General features: G+C 69.8%; 14 protein-coding genes. 4 read left to right on the forward strand and 10 right to left on the reverse strand.

Annotated elements, in window-relative coordinates; all coding sequences use genetic code 11:
- The first annotated feature begins 83 nt into the window (after window positions 1-83).
- A complete protein-coding gene (locus tag ID574_RS10380; RefSeq protein WP_188188606.1) occupies window positions 84-320 on the forward strand; it encodes a glutaredoxin family protein in 237 nt (78 codons plus the stop codon).
- Here the strand turns inward: ID574_RS10380 and ID574_RS10385 are convergent.
- On the reverse strand, window positions 310-1,821 hold the full coding sequence (locus tag ID574_RS10385) for a putative quinol monooxygenase (protein WP_188188607.1): 1,512 nt from the start codon (window positions 1,819-1,821) through the stop codon (window positions 310-312). The genes ID574_RS10380 and ID574_RS10385 overlap by 11 nt on opposite strands.
- Window positions 1,822-1,999: 178 nt before the next feature.
- On the opposite strand from ID574_RS10385, the gene ID574_RS10390 reads away from it, so the two are divergent.
- The 3 genes from ID574_RS10390 (at window position 2,000) to ID574_RS10400 (ending at window position 4,345) form a co-directional block, all read left to right on the forward strand.
- The gene (locus ID574_RS10390; protein WP_188188608.1) at window positions 2,000-2,662 is read left to right on the forward strand and encodes a sigma-70 family RNA polymerase sigma factor; all 663 of its coding nucleotides are present in this window, start codon (window positions 2,000-2,002) and stop codon (window positions 2,660-2,662) included.
- A gap of 53 nt (window positions 2,663-2,715) precedes the next feature.
- On the forward strand, window positions 2,716-3,366 hold the full coding sequence (locus ID574_RS10395) for a DUF5667 domain-containing protein (protein WP_188188609.1): 651 nt from the start codon (window positions 2,716-2,718) through the stop codon (window positions 3,364-3,366).
- Window positions 3,367-3,475: 109 nt separating this feature from the next.
- A complete protein-coding gene (locus tag ID574_RS10400; protein WP_188188610.1) occupies window positions 3,476-4,345 on the forward strand; it encodes an HAD family hydrolase in 870 nt (289 codons plus the stop codon).
- Here ID574_RS10400 and ID574_RS10405 read toward each other — a convergent pair.
- The 9 genes from ID574_RS10405 to ID574_RS10445 form a co-directional block, all read right to left on the reverse strand.
- Complete coding sequence (locus ID574_RS10405) at window positions 4,342-5,355, reverse strand: LCP family protein (RefSeq protein WP_188188611.1); 1,014 nt, start codon at window positions 5,353-5,355, stop codon at window positions 4,342-4,344. The genes ID574_RS10400 and ID574_RS10405 overlap by 4 nt on opposite strands.
- A 2-nt stretch (window positions 5,356-5,357) precedes the next feature.
- Window positions 5,358-5,936: an RNA polymerase sigma factor gene (locus ID574_RS10410; RefSeq protein WP_188188612.1), complete on the reverse strand. Its 579-nt coding sequence runs from the start codon at window positions 5,934-5,936 to the stop codon at window positions 5,358-5,360.
- Window positions 5,937-6,011: 75 nt separating this feature from the next.
- Complete coding sequence (locus ID574_RS10415) at window positions 6,012-6,797, reverse strand: SDR family NAD(P)-dependent oxidoreductase (RefSeq protein ID WP_188188613.1); 786 nt, start codon at window positions 6,795-6,797, stop codon at window positions 6,012-6,014.
- Between the two features lie 67 nt (window positions 6,798-6,864).
- Window positions 6,865-7,773 carry a lysophospholipid acyltransferase family protein gene (locus tag ID574_RS10420; RefSeq protein WP_442939270.1) on the reverse strand — a complete coding sequence of 303 codons (909 nt, stop codon included), beginning with the start codon at window positions 7,771-7,773 and terminating at the stop codon, window positions 6,865-6,867.
- Window positions 7,770-8,765: an NAD-dependent epimerase/dehydratase family protein gene (locus ID574_RS10425; RefSeq protein ID WP_188188614.1), complete on the reverse strand. Its 996-nt coding sequence runs from the start codon at window positions 8,763-8,765 to the stop codon at window positions 7,770-7,772. Before ID574_RS10425 ends, ID574_RS10420 begins: the two co-directional genes overlap by 4 nt.
- 22 nt (window positions 8,766-8,787) lie before the next feature.
- Window positions 8,788-8,886, reverse strand: a complete 99-nt coding sequence (locus ID574_RS10430; protein ID WP_018654693.1) for a 30S ribosomal protein bS22 — start codon at window positions 8,884-8,886, stop codon at window positions 8,788-8,790.
- Window positions 8,887-9,058: 172 nt separating this feature from the next.
- A complete protein-coding gene (locus tag ID574_RS10435) occupies window positions 9,059-9,262 on the reverse strand; it encodes a helix-turn-helix domain-containing protein (protein ID WP_026214222.1) in 204 nt (67 codons plus the stop codon).
- Window positions 9,263-9,574: 312 nt separating this feature from the next.
- The gene (locus ID574_RS10440; RefSeq protein WP_188188615.1) at window positions 9,575-10,357 is read right to left on the reverse strand and encodes a phosphatase; all 783 of its coding nucleotides are present in this window, start codon (window positions 10,355-10,357) and stop codon (window positions 9,575-9,577) included.
- Between the two features lie 12 nt (window positions 10,358-10,369).
- Entirely contained in the window at window positions 10,370-11,533 is a 1,164-nt protein-coding gene (locus ID574_RS10445; protein WP_188188616.1) for an acetoin utilization protein AcuC, read from the reverse strand.
- Window positions 11,534-11,543: the final 10 nt, after the last annotated feature.

The raw sequence follows: 11,543 nt of genomic DNA on the forward strand, positions 1-11,543 counted from the left end.
ACCGCGTGAACGGGAATCGAACCGTCTTTCAGGTTAATCCCTTTGTGAACCGGTGCACAAAGTCACCCGGGTAGCGTGGTGCCATGCATCGCATCACGCTGATCGGCAAGCCCGGCTGTCACTTGTGTGACGACGCGCGTGAGGTCGTCGCCAGGGTGGCCGACGAGCTCGGCGTGCCGTGGGAGGAGGTCAGCATCGAGAGCTCCGAGGAGCTCAGGGAGAAGTACTGGGAGATGATCCCGGTGACGTTGATCGACGGCGTGCAGCACGACTTCTGGCGGGTCGACGAGGGCCGCCTGCGGGAGGCGCTCAGAACATAGCGGACGGCAGCGGCACCACCTTCGCGGCGTTGACGTTGAGCTCGATGACGTTGGTGGCCAGCACCATGGACTGCCGCTCGTTGACGAACCTCTCGACGTGCGGCTGGCGCTGGTGGTCGCGGTAGGCCACCTCGTCGCGGTAGAGCTCGTAGACGATGCGCTGCAGAGGGGCCGACTTGACCGCGTGGCAGGCGTAGACCAGGGTGTCGGGCTCGCCGCGGCGCACGGCCTCGACCGTCGCCTCGGCCAGCCGGTCGAACGCCTCGCCCGCGCCGTCCATGATCGTGAAGACGGTGAGGAGGCCGTAGATGTTCGGCGAGGGCTTGCCGGAGCCGGACTGCGGCTGGGCTTGGGGCTGGGGCTGGCTGGGCGAGAACAGCTCAGCGCCGGAGAAGAGCATCCCCGTGGCCGGCCCGGACGGCGGCGGGCCGGGCGGCATCGCGTAGTCGGCGCGCTGGGAGGGCATCCCCTGCTGCCGCGGCGGCACGCCCTGCTGCTGGGGCGGGACGCCCTGCTGCTGGGGCATGCCCTGCTGGGGCGGGACGCCGTTCATGATGTAGCCGGTCGACGGGCCCGCGTCGGGGGCCGGCGGCGCCATGCGGGCGGCGTAGTCGACCTCCCTCTCCCCGGCCCGGTATTCGGCCACCAGGTCGCCCAGACCGGCCGGCCTGCGCGGCGGGGTGGGCGGCAGGTCCGCGGCGGGCGCGGGCTCGGGCATGGCCCTGCGCCCGCGTGGGGCACGCTCGTCGGGCGGCATCGGCCGCTCCTCCCTGTGCTGCGCGCGTTGGGGCACCTGCTCCTGGGGACCGGAGAGGTCTTCCTCGTCGTCCTCGTACGGCGCCAGCGGCCGCAGCACGGTGTACCAGATCGCCGCCCCCGCCACCGCCAGCAGCGCCGTGGTGAACAGCGGCGGCACCGCGAACCTCATCGCGCCCACCAGCGCGATCCCCGACGGGACGATGACCAGTGACGCGTGCAGGTTGTCGGTGTCGTATTCGTCGCCGCTGCGCCACTTGAGCCCCGCGACCACCAGCATGGCCAGCATGACCAGCACCGATACGGCGTGCACGCCGATCAGCAGGTAGGTGGGGAAGATGCCCCAGAACGTCGAGGCCGCGGGCAGCACCTTGCCCATGTCGCTCGACTTGAGCGGATCGAAGATCATGATCACGCCGGCGACGATCGTCAGCGCGATGCCCATGAGCCAGGCCAGGAACCGCGGCGGCACCCGCTCGGCCAGCAGTTGGATCATGCCGACGGCCAGCCAGAGCGGCGCCAGCATCGACCCCGTCACTTGGTAGAGCCGGAACGTGACCGATCCGAACCCCGTGAGGTAGCCGATGCCGATCACACCGAGTGACAGGCACAACGCCACGGCCGCGACGGTCCAGGCGATCAGCCAGCCCTCGGGCTCGTCGCGCAACCGGCGGATCAGGGCGCCGGCCGCGAAGGCGGCGAGGAGCGCACCGGCGAAACCAAAGACAGCAACGAGGATCTCCATGGTGACTCCAATGCTGCCGGACGATGCCTCCCAGCCGGTAGCCGAAGAGGGAACAGGTCGAACCTCACCGTATCCGCCGATTACGCCTAGTCATGCCAGCACGCTGTGGATTGTGGAATTTCCGGTTGATTTCTAGAGTGTTCGAGCACGCCGCACCCCTTACCCCTAGGGATACCGGATGCCTGACTCGTCGCCGTTCGCCGGGCTGCTTGCTCCAGCGGTCGCTGGACCTGCCCGGACGGGCGAGCTCGCCGTGCGCGAAGAAGTACGTGAGGAAGCACGCGAAGACGTGCTCGACGACGTACGCACGCTCGTGCTGCACGCCAAGAACGGAAGCACGGAGTCCTTTGGCACGCTCTACGACCGATATGTGGATCTGGTCTACCGCTACATCTACTTCAGGGTCGGCTCCCACCAGCTCGCCGAGGACCTGACCAGCGAGACTTTTCTTCGGGCGCTGCGCAGGATCGCCGACTTCACCTGGCAGGGCCGGGATTTCGGCGCTTGGCTCGTGACCATCGCCAGGAACCTGGTGACCGATCACTTCAAGTCGGGGCGGTACCGGCTGGAGATCCCCACGGGGGAGATCATCGACGTTCCGCTCGACGGCTCGCACATCCCCGAGAACGCCGTGGTCACGGCCATCATCAACGACCGGGTGCTGCGTGCCGTCCGAGATCTCAATCCTGAGCAGCAGGAGTGCGTGGTCCTGCGCTTCCTGCACGGCCTCTCGCTCGCGGAAACCGCGCTGATCATGGGGAAGAAGAGTGGAGCGATCAAAGCGCTGCAGTTCCGCGCCGTACGCGCGCTCGCCAGGGCGCTCAAGCAGGACCTGGCGTAACCTCTCCCATCCACTCCTCGTTAGGCAGGTGTCAAGGCCAGACGGGAGCTGTCATGGGTAGCGCGCGCAGGCGGCGGGAACGCGTGCTCGAGCACCTCACCGAGCTGCGACGCCTGCCCATCGGCGGCGCGCCGGAGCCGGCCTTCCGCGCCCGGCTGCGTGCCGAGCTGCTCTCGGGCGCCCTCGCCGAGGCCGCCGAGGAGCCCGCCTCCCCGGCCGCGCCCCGGCACGCCCGCCGCCGCCCGGCGCGGAGGCGGCCGCTGCTGTCCCATCTGGCCACGTTCGGGCTGGCGGGGGCCATGATGGTGGCGGCGTTCGCCACGTACCAGTCGGTGCCCGGAGACTCGCTCTACCCGCTCAAACGGGCCGCGGAGAGCACGCTCGTGCGCCTCAGCGCCGACGACGCCGCCCGCGGCGAGCGCGAGCTCAACTCCGCCAAGACGCGCGCCAAGGAGGTCGCCTCCCTGCTCGGCTCGTCCGACGACGGGCCGCTGGTCAGCAAGACGCTGACGGAGATGGAGGCGTCGACCCGGTCCGGCATCCGCAGGCTGGAACGGGCCGAGCCGCGCTCTCCTAAGATCAAGAAGTTCGCGCGGGACCAGAAGAAGGTCGTCCAGCCGATAGTCCCGCGGCTCGACCAGGAGCAGCAGGCCAAGGCGGAGAGCTATCTGAGCTACATCGCCGGTCTGGCCGCCCCTCAGTGACTCCCACCTTGACGTGAGGGCGGCACGACGCAGTGGATGATCGGTGAGAGCCGCGCGGGAGGGGCGAGCTTGCGGGATGCCGGCCTGGCAGGTAAGTAAGCTGAACCCCATGTGGCGGCTATTTCGACGACACGAGGTGGAGCCCGAGGCCGCCGGCGAGGCCGCGGCGGAGGCGGCGGTCACCGTTGCCCCGGTCGAGCCGGACCTTCAGGCGGCGGCCTTCTTCGACGTCGACAACACCATGATGCGCGGCGCCTCGATCTACCACTTCGCCCGAGGGCTGGCCACTCGCGGCATGTTCACCACGTCCGACCTGTTCAAGTTCGCCGTGGGGCAGGCGGTGTTCCGGCTGCGCGGCAACGAGAACCCCGAGCACATCGCGGTGGCCCGGGAGACCGCGCTGGCCTTCGTGGCCGGGGCCAAGGTCGACGACGTCGTACGCCTCGGCGAGGAGATCTACGACGAGGTCATGGCCGACCGCATCTGGGGCGGCACGCGTGCCCTCGCCCAGGCCCACCTGGACGCCGGCCAGCGGGTCTGGCTGGTCACCGCCACGCCGGTGGAGCTGGCCAGGGTCATCGCGCAGCGGCTCGGCCTCACGGGCGCGCTGGGGACGGTCGCGGAGACCAGCAACGGCGTCTACACGGGCCGCCTGGTCGGCGACCTGCTCCACGGCCCGGCCAAGGCCGAGGCGGTCCGCGCGCTGGCCCGCCGCGAGGGCCTCGACCTGACCCGCTGCACGGCCTACAGCGACTCGGCCAACGACCTGCCCATGCTGTCCCTGGTCGGACAGGCGGTCGCCATCAACCCGGACAGCGAGCTGCGCGAGCACGCCAAGAAGCACGACTGGCCCATCAAGGACTTCAGGACGGGCCGCAAGGCCACGCTGATGGCCCTGCCCATCGCCGCCGGCGCGGGCGCGGTGGCGGGCGGCGTGGCGGCGGGCATCGCGCTCCGCCGCCACTACCGGGGGCGCTAGCCCTTCAGCAAGTCGAACAGCCTGCTCGCCTCCGGCTGCTTCCACTGGAGGCGGTGCTGGTCCTCCACGTACGGCTCCGACGGCACCGTCACCAGGTTCACCTTGGTCTTCGACAGCTGGGTGGCCAGCTCGTACATCGGCTCCAGGCCCAGATCCGTCTTGACCGACTTGCGAACCTCACCCAGGAATGTCTTGAGCCGTCCCGGGTCGGAGAGCGACGTCCTGGCCTTCTTCAGCATGGCGAGAACGAGCTGCTGCTGGCGCTTGATCCGCCCGATGTCCGAGCCGTCGCCGTAGTAGCGCAGCCGGACCCAGCCCAGCGCCTCCTCCCCGTCCAGGGTGTTCTTGCCGGCCGGCAGCTTCAACTTCGCCTTCGGATCGTCCACCGCTTTCGGCACGGTGACCTCCACGCCCCCGAGGGCGTCCACCATGCCCTTGAATCCGGTGAAGTCCAGCTCGACCGTGTGGTGGAGGGTCAGCCCGGTCAGCTTCTCCAGGGTCTTCCGCAGACAGGACGCGCCACCGGAGTTGTACACCGAATTGATCATGTCCTTGCGCGCGGGCTGACCCGAACAGCTCGGGATCGTCACCATCGAGTCGCGCGGCACGTTGACGGCCGTGGCCTTGCCCCGGTCTGCCGGCACATGGACGATCATGATGGTGTCGGATCGCGAGCCGCCGCCACCGGGCATCTTGGCCGTCTGCGGGCCATACTCGGCGTTCTGCCCCTGGCGGCTGTCCGAGCCGATCACCAGCACGTTCCTGGTGCCGCTCACGTCCACGGTCTGCGGCCCGGCGGGGGGCGCGGCGGTCTGGCGGTCGGCGATCAGGACGGTGGGCACGGCGACCGCGGCGGCCGTGGCGACGGCCACGAGCCCGGCGGTCCACCAACCGGCCCATCGGTGTCGCGGGCGGGCCCGCAGCAGGCGATCGCGCTGGCGGACGAGCGTGGCGGGCGGCTCGTGCTCCAACTCCCGGCCGAGGTCGCGGAGCAGCCTCAGGTCGTCCATCGTCACTCCTCCTCCATGGGGTTGGTGTCGCCGAGCGCGGCCCGTACCTTCCGCCTGCCCCTGTTGAGGCGGGAGCGCACGGTTCCGACGGGGATGCCGAGCGCCTGTGCGACCTCCTCGTACGTGAGATCGCCCCAGGCGATCAGTAACAGCACGTCGCGGTCCTTGGCCGGCAGGGCGGCGAGGGCGCCGGCCAGCTCGCCGCGTACGGCCTGGGCCGTGACACCGGCGGCCACCCGGTCGTCGGGCGACTCGATGGCGGACTCGACAGGGGCCCGCAGGAGCGCCCGGTAGCGGGCGGCCTCCTTGCGGTGGTGCCGGGAGATGAGTTTGGTGAGGATGCCGAAGAGCCACGGCCTGGCGTCCGGGTACGCCAGGTCGTAGCTCTCCCTCCGGGAGAACGCGATCAGGAACGTCTCGCCGACGAGGTCCTCGGCGGGCTCGGGGCCGAGCCGTTTGGAGACGTACCGGTAGAGCATGGCGGAGTAGCGGTCGAAGAGCTCGGCGAACGCCTCAGGATCGGTCCACGAGGCGCTCACGAGCTCCGAGTCCGCTCCCCTGGTGGCGGGTTGCAGGATCATCTCCGCCCTTCTGTGGGGAATCGGTCACCGATGTCTTGCCACAACCCGCCCCATGGGTTCACGGCGAAACGGTGGTCACAGCTCCTTCAGGAAGCCCCCGTCGACGGCGAACTCGGCGCCGGTCGTGCTGCCCGAGCGCGGCGAGACGAGCAGCGCGACCACGTCGGCGATCTCCTGCGGCCGGACCAGCCGCCCGGTGGCGAGCTTCATCATGCCGGGTGCGACCTGCGCGATGACCTCCTCCTTGGAGGCCCCGGCCATGCCCGCGATGACGTCGGCGGCCCCGCCGTCCTTGGTCCACCAGTCGGTGAGCACCGGGCCGGGCGAGATCGTGTTGACCCGGATGCCCTGCGCCCCGAACTCCTCCGACACCGCCTTGCTCACGTGGTTGAGCGCCGCCTTGGCCGCGCCGTAGTCGACGTTCATGGCTCCCGGCTGCCGGGCCGAGCCCGAGGAGATGTTGACGATCGCGCCGCCGCCCCGCTCGGCCATGACCGGTACGGCGGCGCGGATCATGCGTACGGCCGAGAACAGGTTGAACTCGAACATCGCCTGCCAGTCCGCCTCCCCGGGCGTCATGAACCCGACCCGCGGCAGCGTCACCCCGGGCGGCGGCCCGCCGGCGTTGTTGACCAGGATGTCCACCCCGCCGAACTCCTCCACGGCGCGGGCGACGACCTGGGCGGGCGCCTGCGGGTCCATGAGGTCGACCGCGACGTGCGTCACCTTGGCGTCGACCGGGGTGCGCGAGGCGGCCACGACGTGCGCCCCCTCCTCGGCCAGGGTGCGGGCGACGGCCAGGCCGATGCCCTTGGACGCGCCGGTGACGACGGCGACGCGCCCGGAAAGCTGAAGATCCATGGGATATGTCCCTTCGGTGTCAACGATGAGTCGCTCGGAGAACACCGGGGACGCCCGGCCGGTTGCGCTACAGGAACGGCGGGAACGCGTGGCCCCTGCGCAGCCGCAGCTCGTGGAGCATCTGCTGGATCACCTCGCGCACGTGGTCGGTGATGTTGAACACCAGCATCGGATCGTCGGCCGCCGTCGGCTCGTATTCGTCGGTGCGGATCGGCTCACCGAACTGGATCATCCACTTGGACGGCAGCGGCACCAGCCCGAGCGGCCCGAGCAGCGGGAAGAACGGCGTGACCGGCAGATAGGGCAGCCCGAACATCCTGGCCAGGAACTTCAGATCGCCGATCTTCGGGTAGATCTCCTCGGCGCCCACGATCGCGGTGGGCAGGATCGGCACCCCGGCGCGGATGGCCGAGGCCACGAAGCCGCCGCGGCCGAACCGCTGCAGCTTGTAGCGCTCGGAGAACGGCTTGCCGACGCCCTTGAAGCCCTCGGGGAACACCCCGACCAGCTCGCCCTTGCGCAGCAGCCGGTCGGCGTCCTCCCGGCAGGCCAGCGTGTGGCCGGTCTTGCGGGACAGATGGCTGAGCAGCGGCAGCTGATAGACCAGGTCGGCGCCGAGCAGCCGCAGCGGCCGGTGCGCCTCGTCGTGTATGGCCACCTGCAGCATCAGCGCGTCGACCGGCAGCGTGCCGGAGTGGTTGGCGACGACCAGTGCGCCGCCCTCCTCGGGGACGTTCTTCAGCTCGACCGTCTCCACCCTGAACCAGCGGGTGTAGAGGGGCCTGACCAGCTCGAGGAACACCTTGTCGGTCAGCTCGGCGTCGTAGCCGAACTCGTCGACCTCGTAGTCGCCGGTGACGCGCCTGCGCAGGAAGGCCAGGAAACTGGCGAGGGAATCAGGCTCCGGCTCCGTGAACGACGGCGCGGCGCTGATCGGGATCACTCGCGCGTCGTCCTCTTCGCTGGGAACGCTCAACTGGGCACACCTCCGAACGGATGCAGGCCACGAGAGCGCAGGAAGTCGTCGAAGGCCGCCCCGGTCGTGAACTTGGGCTTCCAGCCGAGCTCGGCCTCCAGCCTGCCGGTGTCGACCGCGCGGCCGTGGCTCATCAGCCTGAGCTGCTCGGGCGAGTATTCGACCAGCCCGATCCTGCGCGCGGCGTTGCCGAGCATCTTGAACGCGGGCGAGAGCAGCGGCAGCGACGGCCGCCCCGCCCTCCTGGCGCACTGCGAGAGCAGCAGCACGCCTGCCCCGGCCACGTTGAACGTGCCGGGGTGGTCCTCGGTCGCCATCCGGCGCAGCACCTCGACCGCGTCGTCCTCGTGGACGAACTGCAGCCGCGGGTCGAAGCCGAGCACGGTCGGCAGCACCGGCTGGGTGAAGTAACGCGTCAGCGGCGAGTCGACGCCTGGACCCATGAAGTTGGCGAAGCGCAGCAGCGACACCGTCACGTCGGGACGGCGGCGCGCGAAGCCGCGCACGTAGCCCTCAATCTCGACGGCGTCCTTGGCATAGCCGTGGCTGGGGCCGTCGTGCGGCTCCAGGTCCTCGGTGAACACCGCCGGATCTCGCGGCGACGAGCCGTAGACGGCGGTGGTGGAGCGGACCACCACACGCCGGACGGTCGCCGACCGCTGGCAGGCGCCGAGCAGCTGCATGGTGCCGATCACGTTGTGCTCTTTCATGGCGGCCCTGCCACCGCTCCCCGAGGGAGCGCTGACGAGGCTCATGTGCACAACGGTGTCGATATCCGCGGCCGCGATCACCTGGGCGATGTCGGGGCTACGCAGATCGACCCGGACGAACTCGATCCGGCCGAGGGAGATGCCGCCGTCCCGCGTCAGCGAGAGGGGCGGCACGGTGTCGACTCCGATGACACGGCTGATGTCCGGGTCCGCAGCCAGAACGCTCGCCACCCGGGCGCCGATGTGGCGCGAGACCCCGGTGACGAGCACGGTGTGGGTCATCAGCGCCTCGCAGCTGCGTTGGTTACTTCTTGTTACGCCGCTGGATGCGCGTCTTCTTGAGCAGCTTGCGGTGCTTCTTCTTGGCCATCCGCTTGCGGCGCTTCTTGATAACAGAGCCCACGGGACCCCCTGGTGCTGGTAGCAAGTCTGATCGGAGTGCGAGCGCACACCGGCTCACAGACTACCGGCGATCCACGGTAGATCGCCCCTCAGGGGGGCGAGAGCCCGGTCGCGTCGCGGCGGCCGGGCCTCTCCCGCGACAGCATTCACGGCGTGACCATCACGTCGCTACGTCAACCTGCCTCGATGTAGGCCTCCCGTAGATAGTCGTGTACGGCCTGCTCGGGCACTCTGAACGACCGGCCTACCCTGATGGCCGGGAGCTCGCCGGAGTGTACGAGCCTGTACACCGTCATCTTGGACACCCTCATGACCGTCGCCACTTCTGCGACGGTCAGGAACTTCACCTCGCTGAGAGGTCTTTCGCCTGCACCCATCGGACGCCTCTTCCGCACGTGTTTCCGGGTTATCCCCACTGGTGCCATTGCTCACGCACGTGTACTGCCGTCAGCGTAAGTCGGGACTCCGAGTGCGCAAACCCCCTATTTTCTCTCTGGACGGAGCCACCTGTCAGCCGAACCAGCAAAGTCGCTGGCCAGCAGCCGGGCCGAGCACCTCACTCGGACGTTGGAACTGTCCAAGTTGCCACACATAAGAGTCGCCGGAGCCGCATCAAAAGTTGGCAAAGGGACGGCGAGCCCCTTGGAATGCAGGCGCGAAAAGACGGTATGGGGATGACCGAATCGGTCTCATAGGGCTCGTGAGACTTGAGTGACGAGCCGAGCCGTCAACGGAGCGTAATAACGTGGTAGCACATTGTCGTCGAGCGGGACGACAACGTCGATCTTGCCTTCCGCCTCGCCGACGAACAGCCCTGGGTCGTTGCTGTCGGCGAACGCCACCGTCGGCACGCCGGCCTCACCGGCCGCCCCCGCCCAACCGTGGTCGGCGATCACCAGGTCCGGCGGCTCCCCGCCGAGTTCCTCCAGCATGTGCCGCATCGGCGCCGCGTCGTGGGTGTGCACGAATCCGCCCTTGTCGTCGAGCATCGCGACGTCCTGGAGGTAGCGGATGCGGCGCGGGCGGCCGAACCCCGAGCCCGCGTACGTCCACCCCTCGGCCGGCGTCAGCAGCCGGGCGCCGCGCTCGGCGCACAGGGCGGCCAGCGGCAGGTGGATGGCGAGCAGCCCGGTGGGGTGTCCGGTGGCGAACAGGATCCGCGGTTCCGGCCGCGACAGCATCGCCGCGATGCGCTCGGCCATGGCGTCGACCGCGTCGATCGTCAGGTCGGGGTCGATGGTGTCCTGGCCCCAGCGGTGGCCGGGGTCGGCGACCACGCCCGCGGACTTCGCCATGAGCGCCAGGATGTCGCGGTAGGACCACGGCTGGTCGAACGTCAGGCCCAGCCGGTAGTACGGGTCGCCGTTGGCCAGAGAGCTGTAGTGGTCGAGGTTGTTCTCGCGGGAGGTCGCGACGTCGCCGGCAATGCGGCTGCGGACAAGGTGCTCGCGGAGTTGGTCGCGGCTCAGCACAGCATTCCTTCGCTAGGGCATCGGGTCGAGGCCGTGCAGGGGGAACACCGCGTGCCGGGTCGCCATGACCGCACGGTCAATGGGGTCCGCTGGGTCATAACCGCCAGACAGGTCCTGAAATTCCGGGTTACGGCCGTCTGTCATCGTGAGCGGCGGCGTCTCGCCCGTGCGCTCCCTGACGAACCCGCGCCACTCCTGAGGGGTCGGCGTCGTGGGATCGATGGGGTGACCGGCCAGTTCGGCGATGAGGTGCGTCCACACCCGCGGCACGACCTGGACCAGCTCGTACCCGCCGCCGCCGGTCGCGATCCACCGCCCGCCGGCCGCCTCATGGGCCAGGCGGTGCAGGGCGGCGTACGCGGCGCGCTGGCCGTCGACGCTGAGCATCAGGTTGGCGAGCGGATCGAGCGCGTGGCTGTCGCAGCCGTGCTGGGTCACCAGGAAGTCGGGCCGGAACTCGTGCAGCAGCGGCGGCACGACCGCGTGGAAGGCCCGCAGCCAGCCGGCGTCGCCGCAGCCCGCGGGCAGCGCCACGTTGACGGCCGTGCCGTCGGCGCCGGTCTCCTCGGGGAAGCCGGTGCCGGGGAACAGCGTGCGCGGGCTCTCGTGCAGGCTGATCGTCAGGACCCGCGGGTCGTCGTAGAACATGGCCTGCACGCCGTCGCCGTGGTGGACGTCGACGTCCACGTACGCGACCTTGCCGACGCCCTGGCCGAGCAGCCACGCGATGGCCAGCGCGGGGTCGTTGTAGACGCAGAAGCCGCTGGCCACGGCGGGCATCGCGTGGTGCAGCCCGCCGGCGATGTTGATCGCGTGCTCGGCCGTGCCCTCCCACACCGATCGGACGGCGGCCAGCGAGGCGCCCGCGATCAGCGCGGAGGCCTCGTGCACCCCCGCGAACGCCGGGTTGTCCGGCGTGCCGAGCCCGCAGCCGAGGTCGGGACGGCCGGAGGCGGACACGCGCTTGACGGCCTCGATGTAGTCGCGCTTGTGGACCATGGACAGCTCGTCGTCGGTCGCGGCCTCGCATCCGGCCAGCTCGACCTTGTCGAGGACGCCGAGCTCGCGGGCGAGCGCCATGGTCAGCTCGACCCGCACGGGAGCGAGTGGATGGCTTGGCCCGAAGTTGTAGGAGGTGAGAGCGTCGTCCCAGATCACCCGCGCCGACCGGCTCATCCCAAACCCT

It is taken from the genome of Nonomuraea sp. SYSU D8015, from assembly GCF_008065375.1.
Lineage (GTDB): Bacteria > Actinomycetota > Actinomycetes > Streptosporangiales > Streptosporangiaceae > Nonomuraea.